The sequence below is a fragment of the Nostoc sp. genome (assembly GCF_036917375.1).
Taxonomy (GTDB): domain Bacteria; phylum Cyanobacteriota; class Cyanobacteriia; order Cyanobacteriales; family Nostocaceae; genus Nostoc.
Genome location: NZ_JBALDN010000085.1, coordinates 38,585 through 60,040, shown reverse-complemented (window position 1 = coordinate 60,040; position 21,456 = coordinate 38,585). Strand labels below are relative to the sequence as shown.

Sequence of the window (21,456 nt, the reverse complement as noted above, 5' to 3'; positions counted from 1 at the left end):
ATCGACTAATAGTTTTAATTTACAAAGATTTCAGAAGCTTTTGGCGCTTTTCTTCATACTCTTCTGCGGTAATTATCCCAGAATCAAAAAGAGTTTTTAAATCAGCTAGCGCACTAGTTGCATCTTTTGCAGATACTGCTCCACCTGTGCTTGCGATAACTTGATTATATTTTGTATTGAATTCGGTATCTGACATCAAAACTAGGACGAAGAATTCAACAAAGGCTATTAAAGATGGAATACAAGTCCAAAAAAACAATAAGTACAAAATACCTGCTACATTTTCTCCTAAATAGAATTTGTGGATTCCCAGCCAGCCGCCAAAAAAGCAAAGTATAATTGCTGTAGATTTAGTCTTCATAACATTTACTTCCTTAATTAACTATAATAAATATCTAATTGGCATATAATACAGCCAAAGTTTTTGACCTTCTTTGATTATTTATGTGGTTTATTAGTGAATTTTGCCATCAAAAAATAAATAAGGATTATACCTAGCTGAGATTCCATTAAGACTAAATATCCTTTAACTATGTAGTTTAAATCTAGGTTGGAATTGAAATAAAAAATCAGAGAACCAATTGCTAGATATGGAATTAAACGCAACTGATGAAGTTTAAGTTTTAGTCTTTTGTTATTCAAGTCGATCATTAGTAGCTCAAGTTATATTAAGCAATAGTTGCTTATTAACAATTAAGCGTTTATTACAAATTTGCTTGGTTTAACAGATATTGGCTGTTGTTTAAAGCTAATCTTAGTTAATTTCTATCTGTTAAACCTCACGAATTTTACCGAGTTTGCTTATAGCTACATCAATAGACTTACGTAAAGTTTCTGATGACTAAAGTAAAATGCACAGCAGAAAAAAATCGCTTAAGTTTAGCCTTATTTGCTGTTTTAGACAACAGAACAATCTAAAATTAAAGCATGACAGGGATTAGCAGTCCTTGTTCTACTTTGCATAATTCCTGTTCGTGCCTAAAAAGCTGCTAAAAACAGGCTTTGTTTCAATAGTGCAGACTTAAGTCTGAGGCGCTTTTATACAGTCGTAGCATCCTTAGTAACTGCTTCCTCTAAAGTCGATTTCAATCGGGTTGCTCTGCTTTTACGGATGCGATCGCTTTTGCGAACACCACCCGCCATCTGATATTCATAGCTATCTTTGCCGTACTTAAAAGCAACTCCCAGAAGCATTTTTTCACTCAGATCGCTCAAAGTTTTTTCCAACTCTTTCATCTCACTTTTATAAGAGTCAATTACAGCCAGAGTCGTATTATAAGCATCTATCTTACTGCGGTACTGCTGAATTACTTGTGCGACATTTTGCAAGTTGCGAGCATCCCCAAAATCCATGCTAGGATCGATTGCTTTAAGTCCGGCGATTCTCAATTCAGCTTTTTCTAGAACGCGATATGTACGCTTTTGACGAGGCATAATTATGTTCTTTTTATGGTGTTCTAGAGCTAGCTTGCCTTACTAAAGCCTAATTTTGGTTGGGTAGAATCCACAGTATTTAGTGTTTATTACAACAATCTACTCAGCAATATTAACTAAATATATGCTATTTGTAACGAAAATCGTAGTGATAGTAACTAAATTTGTAAAATTGTAACTAAAATTATGCTATTTGTAACAAAAATCGTAGTGATGGTAACTAAACTCGTTATTTTAGTAACAAATTTGTCAGATTGTAACAAAAATTGTAGTGGTGGTAATTAAACACAGCTTCAGCCAAGCGATCGCTCTTGTGCCACTGTTAAACACCCTTAATTTCATCCTGGCATATCTTAACGAACTTAACTGCGAGCATCAAGAAACTGAACCAGATAATCTAATTTCTCAAGAGATGCCAAAGCTATAACTTGTTAATCCCTAAAATAGCAAAAATCATTGACACCCTAAGTATATACGCAATAAAATTATTATAGTTGAACCTAACAATAGAGTTAATCAAAATCTTTTTCCCAGAGAATAATAGACGAGCAATATTAAAAATAATTTGGATCGAACAAATGAACGCCAAAATTATTGCTTTCTTGGGGATTACGGCAGCCTTTGTCAGCTTAGGAAGCCAAGTCTACGCTCAATCACCAGCATCAAACTCAAATCCCGGACAATATCGATTAAGTGGTGATTATCTACTTGGAATCGATCGGAAAACAGCCCAAGATGACTTTAGAAGTTTTTTTGAGCAAGCTAATCCAGCAAGTCTTTCCAACAATAATAGAAGAGAAAATAAAACTCCAGCCAAAATCCGCTTTCATGAATCATTATCACAGCCAGACACTTCAGTTTTTTTAACACCGGCTCAGTCAGGCAGTGACAATGATGGATTGCAAGTACAGTTAGATATAGGGAGAAAATAATCAGGGATAAAGGCTGACGCTGTAATTTTCATTAATTATGCGTTGGCCAAAATTCTTGCTAATAGTCTGTTAAGTTTAAATTAGTAAGGTAAACAAGTTCGTAGTAAGGACTTTAGTCTGGAATTTTTTAAGCACTAAAGTGCTTACTACAAACTTTTCATTACTAGGTTAGACACTAGACTTCTTGCATAAGTCGGGAAAAGGGGAAAGGGCAAGGGGAAAAGGTTCTGTATTGTCCCTTTCCCTTTTAACCTCTACCCTTTTTCCCCTCTTGCAAAAAGCACAAATGCCAAGAGGTCTATTCTACTAAGTACAATTCCAAAATTATTCCCACATCATTTACACTCTTACCATTTTTACTGAAATCAAAACAGCTTTATTAGAAAATATCGTTCAGACAACGGCAGTTTTAGCCGCTCGTACTGACTCCTCTAGCAGAATAAAGTTTTACACCTGACTCAATCCGCCTTCCTGAGTCGATAATTATGCAATCGTTTTGCAGTAAAATTAATCGTCAAGATAAGAGGAGGGCTTTGAGATGACTCGTGTCATCATTGTGCGCCACGGTCAAAGCGGTTATAACACCGAGCGGCGTATCCAAGGACGCACTGATGCGTCAACATTAACCGAAAAAGGTCGTAACGATGCCATTAAAGTAGGCAAAGCCCTCAGCAATATCTTATTCAATACGATTTACAGCAGTCCCTTACAACGAGCCAAACACACAGCAGATATTATCCATAGTGAGTTAGCTACTCATGCTAAACAATCTGCTGTAGTTCAAGTTTCTGATTTGCTGCTAGAAATCGACCTACCTTTATGGGAAGCATTGCTGACTGCTGAAGTCAAGCAAAAATTTGCTGAAGATTACCGCACTTGGCATCAACACCCCGACGAACTGCGGATGCTGCTTAATGATGCAGAAGGAACAAGAGAACATTTTCCCGTTCTGGCTTTATACGAACAAGCACGGCAGTTTTGGCAAGAAATTTTGTCTCAACATCAAGGCGAAACCATTCTCATCGTGGGACATAACGGAATCAATCGCGCTTTGATTAGCACAGCGTTAGGAATCCCTCCCAGTCGCTACCACTCAATACAGCAATCTAACTGTGGTATCACCGTATTAAATTTTGCTGGAGGGTTGGGCGAACCAGTCCAGCTAGAATCCTTAAATCAGACGCAACACACCGGAGAAACTCTACCCTCATTGCGACCGGATCATCAAGGAGTACGATTGTTACTAGTGCGTCACGGTGAAACCGACTGGAATCGCCAAACCAGGTTTCAAGGACAAATTGATGTCCCCCTCAACGATAACGGTAGACAACAGTCACAAAAAGCAAGCGAATTTCTTCAAGACGTAGAGATTGATAATGCTTACAGTAGCACCATGCTGCGCCCTAAAGAAACAGCAGAGATTATCTTAAAACGGCATCCGAATGTAAAGTTAGAATTGCAAGATGGTTTAAGAGAAATCAGTCATGGTCTCTGGGAAGGAAAATTAGAAACAGAGATAGAGCAAGAGTTTCCGGGAGAGTTGCAGCGATGGCGGCTGATACCAACGCAAGTGCAAATGCCTGAAGGGGAGAATTTGCAACAGGTGTGGGAGCGCAGCGTTGCAGCTTGGCAATCAATTCTGCAAACAGCATCAAATAATCAATTAAAAACTGTATTAGTAGTAGCTCATGACGCTACTAACAAAACCTTGCTTTGTCACGTTCTGGGTTTATCGCTAGAGAACTTCTGGAGTTTTCGTCAGGGTAATGGTGCAGTCAGTGTTATCGACTACCCTGCTGGCATCGATGGTTTACCAGTACTGCAAGCGATGAACATCACTTATCACTTTGGTGGAGGTGTACTAGATAAAACAGCAGCGGGAGCGTTATGAGTGCTGAGTGAGGAGTTAGGAGTGAGGAGTGAGAAGTTAGGAGGAGTTAGGAGTGAGGAGTGAGGAATAAAGTTAGAAGCAATGACTGAAGAACAAATAACTCAATAAGTAGCTAGACGTAAATAAATTAAAGTTTGTAGTAAGGACTTTAGTCCTAATAATCCTTGCTTTGAGCGATGAATCGCTCACTACGAACTAGGATTTTACTTTATGTTTAATTATGCCTACCTACTTAACTCCTAACTCATAACTAAAAACTTTTATGACTGAACTGCTGCAAAAAGTACGAGTGATTGACCCTGTTTCTGAAATCGACGAACTCTTTGATGTGTTGATTGCTGATGGTTATATCCAAGAAGTGGCTTCGCACATTTCTGACATCAGTTCCGATACTCAAATCAGAGATTGTCAGGGATTAGTTCTCGGCCCTGGATTAGTTGATTTGTACAGCCACTCTGGTGAACCTGGCTTTGAAGAACGGGAAACCCTCTCGTCTTTCTTACAAGCTGCTGCTGCTGGCGGCTTTACTAGAGTTAGCATTTTACCCGATACATCCCCAGTTATTGATAACCCTGCGCTTGTGGCACAGTTGCAGAAAAGGAGAGGGGGGACAAGGGGACAAGGGGGACAAGGGGGACAAGGGGGACAAGGGGGCAATTTTTCTCCCTTGTCTTCTCCTCTCCCTCTGCTTCATATCTGGGGTGCGATCACTGTAGATATTGCTGGGAAACAGATGACGGAATTGGCAGATTTAGCGTCTGCTGGAGTTGTTGGTTTTACTGATGGTAAACCTTTAGAAAATTTGGCGCTGGTGCGGGGAGTGTTAGAGTATCTCCAGCCATTGGGTAAACCAGTAGCATTTTGGCCTAGCGATCGCCAGTTAACAGCCAATGGTGTCATGAGAGAAGGGACAAATGCTTTCCGTTTTGGTTTACCCCCAATACCCGTCAGCGCTGAAACAACTGCGATCGCAGCGATGCTTGAATTGGTTGCAACCATCGGCACACCAGTCCATATCATGCGTGTCTCCACAGCTCGCAGTGTGGAATTAATTGCTTCAGCGAAAGCGGCTGGCTTACCCATCACCGCCAGCACCACCTGGATGCACCTTTTACTTGATACAAAAGCAGTTAAGAGTTATCACAGCAGCTTGCATTTAGATCCGCCTTTAGGTAATGCCAGTGATATGGCGGCGTTACGTACAGGGGTACGTGTGGGTGTAATCGATGCGATCGCTATCGATCACACACCCTACAGCTACGAAGAAAAAGTCCAAGCCTTTGCCGAAGCGCCTCCAGGAGCAATTGGTTTAGAATTAGCACTACCTCTTTTATGGCAATATCTCGTTGAAACTGAGGAATTTACAGCTTTAGAATTATGGCGGGCATTGAGTACCAATCCAGCAGAGTGTTTGGGAGAAAAAATAAGTGCGATCGTACCTCATCAACCAGCGGAACTTACTTTATTCGATCCCCAGCAAACTTGGAAAGTCGAACGGAAAAGTCTTTATACACTTTCACAAAATACACCTTGGTTAGGACAACAGTTGAAGGGTCATGTTGTGCAAACCTGGTGTTAAAAAAGCGCACTTAAAACTACTGAATATAACTTGGCTATTTTATTGTGGTTATATTGGCAAGTACACTCTAGCAAGGCAAACTAACACTTACAATAGTTCCTTTCTCAAAAATGCTATCGATTGTAAATTCACCACCATATAATTTAACTATATGCTGAATAATAGCCAGTCCTAAGCCAGAGCCTTGTTGCTCCCATAACTTTCGATTAAATTGTACAAAAGCTCCAATGTTATTAATCTCTTCAATTGTCATCCCTTTGCCATTGTCAATTATATATAAATTAAATTTGCTAGCTTCTATCTTACTCATAACTTGAATTTCGCTGCTTGGCAAAGAAAATTTGAAAGAATTATCCAGTAATTCTTCAATCAGAATACTCAAGTTTTCTTCTGATAGTTGTACTGTAGATTCTTGGATATCTAACTTTAAATCTTTTGGTCTACAGTTTTCTGTAGCTTTTTTAAGAGCGATTTCACTAATAATCTTCTTAGCCAAACATCTATCTTTTTTTTCTTTTAATTGACGAGTTTTTTCGAGACTTTTAGTTATTAATTCCAGATTACTATATAATAAAAACCTTTGAACTAGTGCATTCAAGCGATTGGCGGATTTGTAAATTAATTCAGCAATTTCAACTTCTTCAGAGTCAGGCATGAACTCACAATTTTGTATTAACAACTGTGACATACCGAGAATACCATTTAAAGGCGTATTTAGTTCGTGAGGTAATGAGTGAGCAATATTCATTCTAAGTTCGTCTAGCTTTGCTTGAGTTTGGCGCTCAACCAAAGCGTGTTTATCAAGACGAGAAGCGATCGCATTGAGTAATTCTTCAGGAGTAAATGGTTTAGTCAAATAATCATCAGCTCCAAAATCCATTCCCTGACGAAAATCTGAGCGCTCTGCCTTAGCAGTAACAAATATTAAAGGAATATTGATAGTTGCTTCATTTTGACGTAAAGCAGACAGCACGCTATAACCGTCTAGTTCAGGCATCATAATGTCACAGATAATTAAATCTGGTAATTCTGCTTGAGCAATTTCTAATCCAATCTTACCGTTTGCAGCTATCAAAGTTTCAAAGTCAGAAAGTTGTAAAATTTCCTGAATGTTTCCCCTTACTTGGGGTTCGTCTTCTATAATTAAAATTGTGTTCATCTATGATTAGTAAAGATAAAAATATCAATTTTATGTTATTGGTCTATCAATTTCCGACCTAGTGAGATACGTTTCCAGAGCTACTAACCTTGGTAAACAAGGTTTGGGTATACTTCAATTGCTTAGGAAACGCTATATCCACAGAAAGCTTATCTTGCTAAACAAGAAAAATTAATTGTCAATAATACTGTATAATCATATTCATGACCTAAGTAAAAACGCTGAACTATTTCAATATATTTGTTGCGCAGATATACTATTTGCTATGGTTAAGCAAATTAAAATTTTGCAAAATTTTGGCATTTTCTGGGGTTAATAATGCTTGTAAATTCTTCATTTCATTCAATAACATCATTTCTCTAGCATACTCTTGTTGTAGGATACTCAAATAGCGATCGCGCTCAACATCTGATTGAGCTTTCTTCAGCATATAGATTGCCATATTGATATTTGAAAGTGGATTGCTTAAATCTTGTAAAAGTTTTTGTAAAACCTCGTTACATATTTCTGCTAGGTGTTGGCTCTCTTGCAGTTTTTGTGAATTTATCTCTATCTCCTGCTTCAACTTGGTATTTTCTTGATGTTCTTGTTCGTATTGTTGTTTGATTAAAGCTGGTTTTTCTACCCGATCTAATCTGACCTGAATTGCCTTCAAAAGTTCGTCCATAGAGAAAGGTTTTGTAAGATAATCATCGGCTCCTAATTCCATACCTTGGCGTAAATCACCACGATCTACTTTTGCAGTCAGAAAAATTACTGGGATAGATTCAGTTACTGGATCTTGGCGTAAGGCCGTCAGCACACCATAACCGTCAAGTTCAGGCATCATAACATCACAACATATAAGGTCTGGTTGTTCTGTTTTAGCAAGTCGTAATCCTTCTAAACCATTATTTGCAGTAATAGTATTAAAATCGGAGAAACTTAAAATCTGTTGAATATTTGAACAGATTTGGACTTCATCTTCAATTATTAATATTTTTTTGTTCATTGGTTTGTTCCCTTGCAATAGTAATTTTTACGAGGCATTTTTGTGATATTTACAGACGCAGTAAATACAGTTTTTAGAACTGGTTATCCAGCTTAGAACTTGAAATTTACATTATATTCCAAACAATCTCCTACACTTTATTGTTCCCTAAAATTATTTACTAATAACACATTAGATATTTTTCATTGAGGAAATCACTTATAATCAGTGGCAGTTCTACCCTAAAAGTCGTACCCACTCCGACCTGGCTAGTGAGAGTAATTCTTCCTCTATGAAGGTCTATACAGTTGTTGACTATTGCCAAACCTAATCCAGTTCCTGGCGTATTACCAACATTACTCGCTCGGTAGAATGGTTCAAATAAGTTCTGTTGATCCTCTGGTAAAATACCAATTCCCTCATCTTGAATTAGAAAAACTGCGCTTTCATCTTGAACTAATAAATCAATTTGAACATTGCTACTATCTGGCGAGTATTTGACAGCGTTTGAAAGCAAATTGCTCAATATTTGTCGCAAAAGCTTCTTGTCTATACAAGCCATAAAGGGGTCGTCTGTTGATGAATTACCTAAATACTGAGGAGAAAAAGTGAGGGTATGTTTGGGAGAACTGAGTTGAATTTCCTCTACCAAAGAACGACAGAAATTAATTAAATTAATACAAGTTGGTTCAAATGCCAATTTTCCAGCTTCGGCCTTATTAATTAGCAAAATATCATCTAATAGTTGAGTAGTGTGTTGCACATAAGTCTCAATGCACTGGAGATGTTTATGCTTTTGTTGTTCATCTAGTTTATGGCTAAAGCTTTTTAAGATTCCAGCGGAGGAAGCAATCACAGCTAAAGGAGTTCGAAACTCGTGGGAGGTCATAGAAATGAAACGAGATTTCAACTCACTGAGTTCTTTTTCTTTTACTAAAGCTTTACAAATATTTTCTTCAGCTTGTTTGCGCTCGCGTATATCTTTAACTACACCGATTGCATAAATAGGATTACCAAGCGGATCTCGAATTAAAGAAACCGTTAGATTTATCCAAATTACATTAGCATTTTTATGTAAATAACGCTTCTCGATGGAAAATGTTTCTATTTTTCCTGTTATTAATTGTTGCAACTTATTTAGATGGATTTGTATATCCTCTGGATGTGTAATATCTCTAAAGTTTTTCTTTAGTATTTCTTCTTGGCTATAGCCTAAAATTTCACACAACTTTTGATTAGCTTTAACAAAATGCCCATCTAAAGTTTCTAGCTGAATTCCCACTGCTGCTTGATTAAAAATAGCTCTAAGTTCTGCCTCACTTTGTTGTAAGTCTAAAGTGCGTTGCTTAACCCTGACTTCTAAATCTTGATTGAGTTTTTGTAGAGCTTCTTGCGCTCGTTGTCTTTGCAGTTCAGCAGATGCTCTAGCTGCAAATACTTTGAGAATTCCTTCAAATTTATGTTGGTCAGGTATGGGTTTGTCATCTACTATGCATAATGAGCCAATTGGTTGACCAAAATCATCACTCAAAATAACTCCCATAGAACTTTCAGCTTCCATAGTAGCTAATCTTTTAGCATTAGGAAAGAGTTGCTGAATTCTCGAACTACAGTGATAAAATCCTTGCTTGAGCAAAATTTCACATATAGTTGATTTTGGGTCATAACAAATATTAGGTTGTAACTGCCCATCAGACCAAAATCCTAAAGTGTGAGCTTGCTCATCAATTAACTCACTTACTAAGGTGTTACGGACATCTAAAGTCGAAGAAATATGCTCAACTAATGCTGGAAAAAAGTCACGTCCAGTTGTAGAAGCTGTACTTTCTATCAAACTTTGTAAGGCTATTTCAGCTTGTTTGCGTTTTGTAATATCGATTCCGATGGCAACGGCGGCTGTGTTTTGTTGATATTTTTGAGCTACGAGCAAATAATTGCGTGTTTTACCATTAATTTGGACATCAATAACCTTAGAATCTGCTACATCTTGCCTATCTAAAAATTCATGCATAAATTCTGTAAATTGCGGGCTGTTTTCCAGAAAGCCCAATTCTTGACCAACAAAAGCATCGGGAGTCAAGTTAAAACTTTCAGCTAAATGGCGATTAACCCCTAAATAATATCCATCATCATTTACCCAAGAAACAAACCCGGGTACTGCATCTAAAACCGTTTGTAATTGCTCTTTTGCTTGTTGTAGATTTTTTTCTGCTCGTTTATATTCTGTAATGTCCTCGGAAATACACAACAGGTATTCGGGTTGTTGATTTTTGTCATACAAAGGAATTTTAGTCATGTGTAAAATTCTTCTGCCAAAACTAGGACTGTCAATAGATTCTTCAGAAATATCTTGAGGTACGCCGCTAGCAAAACTTTCTAGGTCTTTTTGACAGAAAAAGTCTGCTTGTTCTTTCGGGAAGAATTCGTAATCTGTTTTGCCAATAGCCTGCTCTGCTGTAATACCAAAAATATTTTCGCAGGTATGATTCCAGAGCTTGACTGTCCCAAAACTTTCTGGTTTGGCATCTTTAACAAAGACTGCTACAGGCAGATTATTAATCATCGACTGTAAAAAGTTGCGAGTCTGTTGGAGTTCCTCTTGGGCTTTTCGGCTTTCAGTAATGTCAATGCCTGTACAAACGATATAATCAACTTGATTACCAGGGTTAAGTAAGACCTTATTTGACCAAGAAATTAAGCGGCGATCGCTATCTTTAGTAACTAAAGAAGTTTCGTAACGTTGAGGAAATTCTCTGTCGGCTAAATTTTGAAAAATATCTTTGATACATTTTGTTGTTTCAGGTAACAGTAGCACATCCCAAACAAATCTTCCTTTAACTTCATCAAATGCGTAACCTGTAGCTTGTTCGCAAGTATGATTAAAGCGAACAATTTTTCCCTGGCAATCTAGTACTATAACTAGAGCGTCTGCTAGATTCAAAACGGTAGAAACAAAATTACGCTCCAATCGCAGTTCTGCCTCAATTTTCTGGCGTTCTACAAGTTTAACTCGTGTATGATTGTAAAGTTCAGCTTGTAGAATAGAAACTGCCAGCAGACTAGTGGGAGTAACTAATCCAATTAACTCTTCTCGATCTCCAATAATAGGCAGATGGCAAATCCGATTTTTTCTCAGCAAATGTAAGGCAGTAAAAACATCTTTGAAATCTTTTAACTTCAATGTTATTAACTCTCTGGTCATTACTTGGGCAACACTGATACCCTCTATATTTTGACCTTGTGCTGTCAGCTTAATTAAATCTCGTTGCGTAATTATCCCCACCAACTGCGAGTTTTCCATAACTAAAACACAACTGGTGGCTTGAGATGTGTTGCTAGCTATATCTTTACTTGAGTTAAGCAAATAATTGCTATCTTTGATTGGCAAGCTATCATGATTACCTGATGCTTCATTGATTAGTGCAATCACATCTGGAAGCATAATTTCAGAGCTAACAACAAGCGGATGACGAATGATAGTCTGTTGTAAATTATCAGAGATGAGAGAGTTAATGAACATTATGTATAGATGCCTGGAATAGAATTATCTTTAAAAAAGAGGTAAATAATATTTTTGCTTATAATTAATAAAAAAGCATCAGTGTTTTCTATGATTAATTTTTCTTTTTCTAAAATTTTTATATTATTTTTAACAATTCATATTTATTCTCAAATCTATTTTTTTAGGAGAGTATATTATTTTCTCATAGTTTGAGTTCTGAGTTGTTACTTGATGGAAAAAAATAACGGTTTTTAAGGTAGATGCAGCTTAACTGTAATTCAAGTAATTAGAACTAAGGTTTAAAACATAGGATTATGTTCATAATCCCAACACTTGTTATCGCGCCAGGTTCTACTACTGGATTGACAGTCAAACTTATTCTCAACCCAGGGAATTGATGTAGGATTAGCATCTGAAGATGAAATTATCGAACTAACTGAAGACAATACATAAGAGGCGATAATAAAGCTAGAGCTTCCTAGAATAATTAAAGCTACTAGAAACAACACAATATTAACAGGATTCCATTTGTGATTTACAGCATTTTTAAAGTCTATTTTATGCTGTAACCGACGCTCTATTCCTGCTAGTGACATTAGGTTAAAACTCCTTGTGTAATTTGGACTAAGCTTGAACTTCTTAAGATACTGAACTGGATACAAACAAATAATTTCTAGCAATTATTGTTTGTAATATGTTTATTATTCAGAATTTAAATGAAAATGTAATCGATGAAAAACAGGATTTTTTTTCTGATTAAATTGAGAGTATTTACTTGAATGGCTATTTGGAATTGCTGAACAAATACTGAGTTGCAACTCTAAATTGTCCGTAGGATAGAGGAGATTTTCTAGAAGAAGGGTACAGAACAAGGCAATAAAATCGATAATGTGAAACTTTAAAACAATCTAGCTGATGATAAAAATCACTATAAAACAGAGATTTGAGCGTTATTCTGGCAGCTATTAATGGATAAATTTTGAAGACTGCAAATTTACTGAAGCTCTGAGGAGGTGTTTAGGTAAAATTGCGAATCTCCCTCGTTTATGACACCTAGTCATAAAGCGATTAAAGTACAAAAAATTTAAGGGATTTGATTGAGCAAGACATCGCGCTGATGGGCAATATAAAGATATCTCAGGTATTTTGCCTGTTCTATATTTTTATTGTCCAAGCGTGATTCGATTGACATCAAGCTATTAACACGATGATATCGAGCTATAATTTTTTTGAAACGCGATCGCGTTTATATTTTTAACTTATGAGTCATCCTTCTTGCCTCACAATCCTGCTGATTGATGATTGCGCTGAAGATCGGGAAGCATATCGTCGCTTTTTGAAGCAAGACAGCCTGTATACCTACCGCTTTTTGGAATTTGAGACGGGAACGCCAGCACTGAAATGGTGTCAACAGGAGATTCCAGATATCATTTTGCTAGATTTTGCGTTGCCTGATGGTGATGGGCTAAAGTTTATCCAGCAGTTTTGGGAATGTCATAGCAATACCCAAACTGCTGTGATTATGCTAACAGGACAAGGGGATGAAATCATCGCTGTTCGTGCGATGAAAAGTGGTGTGCAAGATTATCTAGTTAAAACAAAACTCACACCTGAAGTTCTTCAAGGTGTAATTCATCATGCCATTGAACGGATGGATTTGACTCGACAGTTAGAACAAAGTCGGGAACAACAGCAACTGATTGCTGCGATCGCCTTACGGATTCGTCAGTCTCTGAAACTAGAAGAGATTCTGCGTACCACAGCTACAGAAGTGCGGCAGTTTCTCAAAGCAGACCGAGTAGTGGTCTATCAATTTCAGTCGGATATGAGCGGTACAATTGTCGCAGAGTCAGTGCTTCCTGGTTGGACAGTGGCTCAGGGAAAGCAGATCCTGGACACCTGCTTTCACAAGGGAGCCAGAAGTGACTATCGCCAAGGGAAAAAACGAGCAATCGACGATATTCATCAGGCTGGTTTAACAAATTGTCATTTGCAGCTTCTAGAAAGATTTGAAGTCAAAGCCAATCTGGTAGTACCTATTTTGGTCAAAGAGCAATTATGGGGATTATTAATTGCTCACCAATGCAGTGCGCCTCGTCATTGGCAATCAGTAGAACTAGATTTGTTAGATCGACTGGCGGTGCAAATAGCGATCGCCATTCAACAGGGAGGTGCATATCAGCAATTACACGCAGAACTGGCAGAACGCCAACGGACAGAAGCAGCCCTAAAAGCTAGCGAAGAGAAACTCAAGCTTACCCTGAGTTTTGCTGGTATTGGCTATTGGGAGTGGAACCCAATCACCCATCAAATATTGGCTAGTGAGAATGCAATTCGCTGTTTTGGTTCCGATCTGAGTGATGTGAACTGGACTTATGAAAAGTGGCTCAATCAAGTCCATCCAGAGGATCGAGAATGGGTTGAACCGCAACTGAGGCAGGCGATCGCCACCCAAACCGATTATGCTGTGGAATACCGTGTTGTCTGGCAAGATGGCAGCATTCACTGGGTATCGGCAAAAGGACGGGGAGTTTACGACGACGCAACCGGAAAACTGCTGCGGATGCTGGGCGTGCTGATAGATATTACAGAACGCAAGCTCTCAGAGGAGGAGCGGCGGCAGACCCAAATGCTGCGAATTGAATTACATCTTCTGGAGCAGATTCTTGAAGTTGGTCTGGCAGGTTACTGGGACTGGGATATTCCGGGCAATCAGGAGTACTTAAGCTCAACCTTCAAGCAGATGTTAGGCTACGAAGATTGGGAATTGCCAAATACACCAGAGAGCTGGCAACGCCTGATTTTTCCAGAGGATTTACCGGGTGTTCTGGAACTTTTTGAGCAACACGTCAAAAGTCGCGGACAAATCCCCTTTTACAATGAGGTGAGATATCGACATAAGAATGGTTCTACCGTTTGGGTAATTTGTTCCGGTCGCGTCATTGCTTGGGATCGAGACGGCAATCCCCTGCGGATGATTGGTTGCCATATTAACATTACAAAACGCAAACAGGCAGAAGCTCAATTGTTAGCGATCGCTAATTTGCAGCAAGCCATTTTAGATGGTACTGACTATGCCATTATTTCTAATAACTCAAATGGCATCCAAACCTTCAATGCAGCTGCTCAGAAAATGTTGGGCTACACAGCAGATGAAGTTGTTCGGCAAATAAATCCAACTACATTTCACGACCCAGAGGAACTCAAACAACGGGCAGCAGAACTCTCGTTGAAATTGGGTAGGGAAATTGCACCTGGTAGGGAATTTTTTACTATCGTCACTCAAGAGGGAAGCACCTATGAAAACGAATGGACTTACATTCGTAAAGATGGCTCTAGGTTCCCTGTATTTCTGTCAGTAAAAATTCTCCAGGATCTAGAAGGAAACAATATCGGTTTTCTGGGTATTGCCAAAGATATTACCCAGGAAAAACAAATAGAGACAGCCCTTCGAGACAGCGAACTCCGTTATGCACATCTGGCAGAAGCGGCTCCTGTAGCTATTTTCCGGCTGGATGCCGTTGGTAACTGCATCTATGCTAACGATCGCTGGAGTGAGATGACTGGTAGACCAACACAGGCAGCATTGGGGGTGGGATGGATACAGGCTTTGCACCCAGAAGACGCCGAGCGTTTGGGGAGGGAATGGTCTCTAAAATTTGAGCAAGAACGTGTTAATCCCAGGGAATTCTATCAAAGTGAGGGTAGGCATCTACGCCCAGATGGCAGCATTAACTGGTTTTATGTCCAAGTGCTACCCGAAATTAACGCCAACGACACCATTATTGGCTACATCGGCACACTGACAGATATCAGCGATCGCAAACTTGCTGAAGAACAGTTGCATCATCTCTCCGAACGGCTAACCATAGCCATCAGTTCTGGAGGATTTGGGATTTGGGAATATGATTTCGTCCAAGCAAGCCAGATTTGGGACGATCGGATGTACGAACTGTATGGAGTGAGTAAAACTGATTTTAACGGTTCTTTTGATGCTTGGTTTAACTGCCTATACCCGGAAGATCGCCCTTATCTGCTGGAAACTATGGAGCAAGTTATCCAAGGAAATCAAGAATATAATGTCGAGTTCCGCATCGTTCAACCAAGTGGAGAAATTCGTTTCCTTAAAGGCTACGGTATTCTCAAACGGGATCGGCAGGGTGAACTTGTACGGATGATTGGGGTTAACTATGATATTAGCGATCGCAAACAAGCCGAACAGGAACTCATCCACCATCGGGATTTGCGAGAAGCAATTTTTAACGAATCTGCCGATGCCATTTTCCTGGTCGATCCGCAAACCCTGCTCACCCTGGATTGCAATCGGCAGGCAGTCGAACTGTTTGAGGCGGTTGACAAAGCTGAATTAGTCAGTATCAATGGTCAGACACTCCAACTGCGTCCATTCACTGCCAGCGAAACAGATGCGATCGTCAGAGATATGCAGTCAAAAGGTGTCTGGAGCCTAGAGATTGAATATGTTACTCTTCAAGGTAAAATTTTCTGGGGAAACATTGCAGCCAAGCCGATTACTGTAGCCGGACGCACCATGAATCTAGTCCGTATCGCTGATATCAGCGAACGGAAAAAGGCACAAGAGGCATTGGCGAAATATGCCCATGAGGTCGAAGATTTGTACAATAATGCTCCCTGTGGCTATCATTCTCTCGACGGCGAAGGCCGATTGCTCAAGGTCAACGAGACTGAACTGCAATGGTTGGGTTATACCCGTGAGGAAATGATTGACCAACCCTTGGTAAATTTTTTCACTCAAGCCAGTCGCTTGTCCTTCACGCAAAACTATCCTCACTTCAAAAAGCAGGGTTCGTTGAAGGATTTGGAACTTGACATGGTTTGTAAAGATGGCACAGTTTTCCCAGTGCTGATAAGCGCTACTGCTGTCAAGGATGCTGAGGGAAACTATCTATACAGCCGCACTACCCTATTTGATATCCGCGAACAGCAAGCTGCACTACGCGATCGCAAACAAACCGCGCAACAACTGGAAGAATCACGTAAAATGCTGCAAACTGTACTAGATACATTTCCGCAACGTGTTTTCTGGAAAGACCGCCAATCGCGGTTTATCGGCTGCAATCCAGCATTTATCCGCCATTCTCAACTGACAGCCGATGAAATTATCGGCAAGAGCGATTTTGAATTACCTTGGGCCAAGTTAGCACACCTCTACTGTGCAGACGATATGATGGTGATGAATACTCGAACACCTAAACTAGGCTATGAGGAGCCATTTGAAGGGGCTAATGGCGAACAACTCTGGCTACGAACTAATAAAGTTCCCCTGACCAATAACGCAGGAGAGGTGATTGGCGTACTGGTGTCTCACGAAGATATCACAGAACGCAAACAAGCCGAAGCACAATTACGACAAACGAATGAGCAGCTTGCTAACGCAAATATGGAACTTGCGCGTGCCACTCGCCTCAAAGATGAATTTCTCGCAAACATGAGCCATGAGTTACGAACACCTCTGAATGCGATTTTGGGTATGTCAGAGGGCTTACAAGAAAGTGTATTCGGCTCGATTAATGAAAGACAAGCAAAAGCGATCGCCACTATTGAGCGCAGTGGCAGACATTTACTAGAACTAATCAATGACATTCTAGATTTGTCTAAAATTGAATCTGGCAAACTGGAACTGCAACTAAGTGATGTTTCTGTTAGGAGCCTGTGTGATACCAGCCTTGCCTTTGTCAAACAGATGGCTTTGAAAAAAAAGATTCGTCTTAGTACTTATATTTATGACAATATTGGCAGCATCCAAGTAGACGATCGCCGCCTGCGTCAGGTACTGATCAACCTGTTAAGTAACGCTGTCAAGTTTACACCAGAACGGGGATCTGTAACGCTAGAAGTCCGACTGGAGGGGGCAGAGGGGCAGAGGGGCAGAGGGGCAGGGGAAGTAAATTCTGCCTTATCTTCCTTGTCCCCTTCATCTTCCCTAAATCTCTGCTTCCATATCACTGACACCGGCATCGGTATCGCCCCTGAAGAAATTGGCAAGCTGTTTCAGCCTTTTATCCAGCTTGACAGCAGCCTTAACCGCCAGTACAGTGGCACTGGGCTAGGTTTGGCACTGGTACAAAAGATTATTACCCTACATGGAGGAACAGTCTTAGTTAGCAGTGAAGTTGGAAAAGGAAGTTGTTTTACCGTCCGTATTCCTTACCATACCAGCGATCGTGTTCTCAGGACGCAGGTAACTAGTCCATTACCCAGCTATCCCTTACTTGCTGAAAATGCTCAAGTTTTGATTATCGAAGATTCTGTGGCGGCAGCCGATCAGATTACTCGTTACTTCAGCGAGATGGGAATGCAATCCATTATCTATTCTCAAGGTGAAGGAGCTGTAGAAGAAGTGTTGCGAGTTCAACCTGCTCTAATCATTCTCGATCTGCAACTACCGAACCTATCGGGTTGGGAGGTGCTAAATCAACTCAAGACCAACCCAAAAACCAAAGATATTCCAACGATCATCATTTCAGTTGTGGATGAGCATAGCAAAGGACTAGCTCAGGGAGCGTTTGAATATCTGGTCAAACCCATTACCCGCACTCAACTTCAGGTAACTATAGAGAAACTACAAAATCCTGCCCGTTCTGACTCGCAAAATCTAATTGTAGTGCCAGAAGTCTTTCTAGACACTCCTTTGATTTTGCTGGCAGAAGATAATCAACCAAATATTGATACGATGTCTGCCTATCTTGAAAGTCGAGGATATCAGATCATTTTGGCAAATAATGGACAGCAAGCTATTGACCTTGTGAGAGTTCAATGCCCCGACTTAATTGTGATGGACATTCAAATGCCAGGAATGGATGGGTTAGAAGCAATCCGCCGCATCCGTAACGATCGCCAATTTGTGCATATTCCAATAATTGCACTAACGGCGTTAGCTATGCCCGGCGATCGCGAAACTTGTTTAGCAGCTGGAGCTAACGAATATTTGACCAAACCCGTAAAACTTAAACAGCTTGTAACCACAATTCAACAACTTTTAGGAAGGTAACGGAAATTCTCGATGGATAGTCAACTCTCTATTTTAGTAATCGATGATGAACCTGATAACTTTGATGTTGTTGAAACCTTGCTGGATGGTGAAAACTACCAGCTATACTACTCTCCTAGTGGTCAACAAGCTCTAAATCGCCTCAATAGTTTTCAGCCCGATCTGATTTTATTAGATGTGATGATGCCCGATCTTGATGGGATGGAAGTTTGCCGACGCATCAAAGCCGATTCACAATGGCAAGCAGTACCGATCGTTATGGTGACAGCATTAACTGATAAAGAAGATTTGGCTCGATGTCTGGCGGCAGGTGCAGATGACTTCATTAGTAAACCAGTCAATGGTATGGAATTACGAGCTAGAGTTCATTCCATGTTGCGGATTAAACAGCAATACGACAATATGCAGGTATTGCTAAAACTGCGAGAAGACATGGTAAATATGATTGTGCACGATCTGCGAAATCCACTTACCAGTATTGTTTTAGGCGCAGAGATTCTGCGGTTGTCAGGTTTGTCATCTGAACAGCATCAAGGAAAAGTCGATCAAATTTTAGTTGCTGGACAACAACTACAATCGTTGATCGATAGCTTGCTGATCATGGCAAAGCTGGAATCTGGGAAAATGGTTCTCAATTACACAGAAGTAGACCTTTGTACGCTGTGTATGTCAGCATTAGCAGATGTTGAAGCGATCGCTAATCAAAAGAACCTGACTCTGATACGCGAACTACCCGAATCTGGTGGTATTGTTGCAGTAGATGCAGTTATCTTTCGTCGAGTGCTGGATAATTTGCTCTCCAATGCCATTAAATTCTCCCCGTCCAAGTCTCAAGTCACCCTACGGGGAGAGTATTTAGCAGCAGGTGGTGTAAAAGTGCAAGTCGCTGATTCTGGTTCGGGAGTAAGTCTGGAGTTACGACAAATCATTTTCGAGAAGTATGAAATTGGAACTTCGATACCAGAAGTTTCGCAAATTGGTTTAGGATTGGCTTTCTGCAAAATGGCGATCGAGGCACATTCCGGTACGATTACCATCGAAGATAATTATCCAAATGGGAGTATCTTCACTGTATTACTCAAAAATGAATAATTAATTCTCAAGTTACTGCATTTAAGAATTACAGTATGCCCTTTCTGCTTAGGTGACATCTAACATGAATAGATTGTCATTACCTTGAAATTTAGCGATCGCTCTCCACTTTTGCCGATAAACTGGAATCAAGGACTCTTGCTCAGGTGTTAGCGTGTACATCATTTTTACTAATCAAAAACTTTCATCAACTTGAACAATTTCTAAATGAGAAAGTCTCTTAAGCAATTATGTTTGCACACCAAATTCTTCTGGATCTACGCCCCAATTTACCCAGCTAATTGCTTCCCGCGCTGAATTCATATTTGGTGGAACTCGCAAGGCGTGAATAAACCCTGTACTTGGGCAAGTCATTTTTAACAAGTAAATTGCTTCTTCATCAACATCAGCATCTATTTTTAATAGCGTATATTCTTGCCAATTATCTAATTCAATAGCTTGTAATTCTTGGCAAATTCTGGCGTAACCAATACCCTGAATTAACACTCGGCGTAGTTCGGCATTATGCTCTGTTAAAAGCCATTGAGATTGCCATTGCTGCGGGTGAATTTTACCGTATTTTTCCGGCAAAGTTACACCGTGGTAGGAGTAGAAGCTATATCCATCAGTAAATTCAATAGCGGGTTCACCTTCAGCGTGGAGGCGATTTTCATTGTCGAAGCGCAGGTGAAGGGGGCGATCGCATACTATACAAGTATTTTCGTAAGGCAGAATCCAGCTACAATACTTTAGTAGCGACTGCAAAGCTTTCCATTGTATTTGGTTATAAGAGCAATTTAACACCGAAATATAAAAATCTACCCAACTGCACGCGCTTGAATAGAACTGAGCTTTAAACCAAGGACTACGAAGATTTGTTGATAGTTGAAGTTGAGTTTTGAATTCAACTCTCAATATGTCTTCTAGTATAGTTAAATCTGGTAACACAACAGTAAGTAGTTGTGCCATTATTTGACTCTCTAGCTGCCGTGCAATTTGGCTACATAATTCATTCCTAAATTTGTACAAAAGTTGCTTATGAAATTCAGTGTTCAACCGATGTTTTAGTCGCTTCTGAATTACAATTTTTAGACCAGCATACGGGCTATCACAAAAAACAATTTCAGGCTCTTGTTGACGAATTGCTACATAACCACTTTTTACCGCTTCCGCCGCTTTTTTACGATCAATCCGCTCAGTTGAAAGTGCGATCGCTCTCCACTTCTCCCGATAAACTGGAATCAAAGCCTCTTGCTCAGGCGTTAACTTTTCAATCAGCGACATATCGCCAACCTTCAGGCTCGTATTCCCGTTGAATTTTCACCATCCAGTCACCTTGGGGAATAGAAATAGCTTTATGCTCCTCATGGGCAAGCAATGCTGACTCTGAAAACACACGCAAGTAGAGTGTGCTATCTTTCTCGTATAATTCGGCATTTCCCTCAGTAATGCGATGCTTATGTCCCGTAACTTCGCCTTCTGCCAAAGTTAAATGAGGTATTTTTTGTCCTTCCATCTGCTGCACAGGTAGTAAGATAACATCACCCTGACGAATTGGTTTCATGGTTTTGCTTTCCTGACATGGGTACAAATCCCACTTCGCTTTTGCTCTCAAATTTGATTTAATTTTGGCACAAGCTCAATGAGAGTGGAAAATTGGGAATTGGAAATTGGGCATTGGGCAGGGCATAGGTCAATTCAATAATTATTCTTCCCTTGCTCCCCCTCCTTTCTCATCTCCCATTCCCCATACCCCATGCCCCGATTTGAATATTTTGAAAACTGTAGTCGCCAATTATGCGTTAGATAAGTTAAAGATTGAAATAGCTGGTAATTCACACCCAGCGTACCCTCATTTATCCTCTGGGACAGACTGGGCATTAAGTTC

At 39.9% G+C, this 21,456-nt stretch carries 13 protein-coding genes; 6 read left to right on the top strand and 7 right to left on the bottom strand.

The window, feature by feature from the left end:
• Window positions 1-19: 19 nt before the first annotated feature.
• Complete coding sequence (locus V7K45_RS22105) at window positions 20-361, bottom strand: NINE protein (RefSeq protein WP_335007137.1); 342 nt, start codon at window positions 359-361, stop codon at window positions 20-22.
• A gap of 677 nt (window positions 362-1,038) precedes the next feature.
• The gene (locus tag V7K45_RS22100; RefSeq protein ID WP_335007136.1) at window positions 1,039-1,434 is read right to left on the bottom strand and encodes a hypothetical protein; all 396 of its coding nucleotides are present in this window, start codon (window positions 1,432-1,434) and stop codon (window positions 1,039-1,041) included.
• Between the two features lie 271 nt (window positions 1,435-1,705).
• On the opposite strand from V7K45_RS22100, the gene V7K45_RS22095 reads away from it, so the two are divergent.
• The 4 genes from V7K45_RS22095 (at window position 1,706) to V7K45_RS22080 (ending at window position 5,836) form a co-directional block, all read left to right on the top strand.
• Window positions 1,706-1,861 (top strand): hypothetical protein, encoded by a 156-nt coding sequence (locus tag V7K45_RS22095; RefSeq protein ID WP_335007135.1) that lies wholly within the window; start codon window positions 1,706-1,708, stop codon window positions 1,859-1,861.
• Between the two features lie 151 nt (window positions 1,862-2,012).
• Window positions 2,013-2,366: a hypothetical protein gene (locus V7K45_RS22090; protein WP_335007134.1), complete on the top strand. Its 354-nt coding sequence runs from the start codon at window positions 2,013-2,015 to the stop codon at window positions 2,364-2,366.
• Window positions 2,367-2,904: 538 nt separating this feature from the next.
• Window positions 2,905-4,257, top strand: a complete 1,353-nt coding sequence (locus V7K45_RS22085) for a histidine phosphatase family protein (protein WP_335007133.1) — start codon at window positions 2,905-2,907, stop codon at window positions 4,255-4,257.
• 262 nt (window positions 4,258-4,519) lie between these two features.
• Window positions 4,520-5,836 carry a dihydroorotase gene (locus V7K45_RS22080; RefSeq protein ID WP_335007132.1) on the top strand — a complete coding sequence of 439 codons (1,317 nt, stop codon included), beginning with the start codon at window positions 4,520-4,522 and terminating at the stop codon, window positions 5,834-5,836.
• Window positions 5,837-5,903: 67 nt separating this feature from the next.
• On the opposite strand, the gene V7K45_RS22075 is transcribed toward V7K45_RS22080, so the two are convergent.
• The 3 genes from V7K45_RS22075 to V7K45_RS22065 all read right to left on the bottom strand — a co-directional run bounded on the left by V7K45_RS22075 (window position 5,904) and on the right by V7K45_RS22065 (window position 11,485).
• Window positions 5,904-6,995 carry a hybrid sensor histidine kinase/response regulator gene (locus tag V7K45_RS22075; protein ID WP_335007131.1) on the bottom strand — a complete coding sequence of 364 codons (1,092 nt, stop codon included), beginning with the start codon at window positions 6,993-6,995 and terminating at the stop codon, window positions 5,904-5,906.
• A gap of 256 nt (window positions 6,996-7,251) precedes the next feature.
• Entirely contained in the window at window positions 7,252-7,986 is a 735-nt protein-coding gene (locus V7K45_RS22070; protein WP_335007130.1) for a response regulator transcription factor, read from the bottom strand.
• A gap of 160 nt (window positions 7,987-8,146) precedes the next feature.
• A complete protein-coding gene (locus V7K45_RS22065; protein ID WP_335007129.1) occupies window positions 8,147-11,485 on the bottom strand; it encodes a PAS domain S-box protein in 3,339 nt (1,112 codons plus the stop codon).
• Window positions 11,486-12,728: 1,243 nt separating this feature from the next.
• On the opposite strand from V7K45_RS22065, the gene V7K45_RS22060 reads away from it, so the two are divergent.
• Entirely contained in the window at window positions 12,729-18,497 is a 5,769-nt protein-coding gene (locus tag V7K45_RS22060) for a PAS domain S-box protein (RefSeq protein WP_335007128.1), read from the top strand.
• A gap of 12 nt (window positions 18,498-18,509) precedes the next feature.
• On the top strand, window positions 18,510-19,589 hold the full coding sequence (locus V7K45_RS22055; RefSeq protein ID WP_335007127.1) for a hybrid sensor histidine kinase/response regulator: 1,080 nt from the start codon (window positions 18,510-18,512) through the stop codon (window positions 19,587-19,589).
• Between the two features lie 228 nt (window positions 19,590-19,817).
• Here the strand turns inward: V7K45_RS22055 and V7K45_RS22050 are convergent, their stop codons facing one another.
• Together V7K45_RS22050 and V7K45_RS22045 are read right to left on the bottom strand one after the other, a co-directional pair.
• A complete protein-coding gene (locus V7K45_RS22050) occupies window positions 19,818-20,852 on the bottom strand; it encodes a DUF6745 domain-containing protein (RefSeq protein ID WP_335007126.1) in 1,035 nt (344 codons plus the stop codon).
• Complete coding sequence (locus V7K45_RS22045) at window positions 20,839-21,132, bottom strand: hypothetical protein (protein WP_335007125.1); 294 nt, start codon at window positions 21,130-21,132, stop codon at window positions 20,839-20,841. Before V7K45_RS22045 ends, V7K45_RS22050 begins: the two co-directional genes overlap by 14 nt.
• Window positions 21,133-21,456 lie beyond the last annotated feature (324 nt).

What these genes read in the sequence shown, in the direction of transcription:
- V7K45_RS22105 (WP_335007137.1), bottom strand. Translation starts at nt 361, where the DNA reads ATGAAGACTAAATCTACAGCAATTATACTTTGCTTTTTTGGCGGCTGG.
- V7K45_RS22100 (WP_335007136.1), bottom strand. Translation starts at nt 1,434, where the DNA reads ATGCCTCGTCAAAAGCGTACATATCGCGTTCTAGAAAAAGCTGAATTG.
- V7K45_RS22090 (WP_335007134.1), top strand. Translation starts at nt 2,013, where the DNA reads ATGAACGCCAAAATTATTGCTTTCTTGGGGATTACGGCAGCCTTTGTC.
- V7K45_RS22085 (WP_335007133.1), top strand. Translation starts at nt 2,905, where the DNA reads ATGACTCGTGTCATCATTGTGCGCCACGGTCAAAGCGGTTATAACACC.
- V7K45_RS22080 (WP_335007132.1), top strand. Translation starts at nt 4,520, where the DNA reads ATGACTGAACTGCTGCAAAAAGTACGAGTGATTGACCCTGTTTCTGAA.
- V7K45_RS22075 (WP_335007131.1), bottom strand. Translation starts at nt 6,995, where the DNA reads ATGAACACAATTTTAATTATAGAAGACGAACCCCAAGTAAGGGGAAAC.
- V7K45_RS22070 (WP_335007130.1), bottom strand. Translation starts at nt 7,986, where the DNA reads ATGAACAAAAAAATATTAATAATTGAAGATGAAGTCCAAATCTGTTCA.
- V7K45_RS22065 (WP_335007129.1), bottom strand. Translation starts at nt 11,485, where the DNA reads ATGTTCATTAACTCTCTCATCTCTGATAATTTACAACAGACTATCATT.
- V7K45_RS22060 (WP_335007128.1), top strand. Translation starts at nt 12,729, where the DNA reads ATGAGTCATCCTTCTTGCCTCACAATCCTGCTGATTGATGATTGCGCT.
- V7K45_RS22055 (WP_335007127.1), top strand. Translation starts at nt 18,510, where the DNA reads ATGGATAGTCAACTCTCTATTTTAGTAATCGATGATGAACCTGATAAC.
- V7K45_RS22050 (WP_335007126.1), bottom strand. Translation starts at nt 20,852, where the DNA reads ATGTCGCTGATTGAAAAGTTAACGCCTGAGCAAGAGGCTTTGATTCCA.
- V7K45_RS22045 (WP_335007125.1), bottom strand. Translation starts at nt 21,132, where the DNA reads ATGAAACCAATTCGTCAGGGTGATGTTATCTTACTACCTGTGCAGCAG.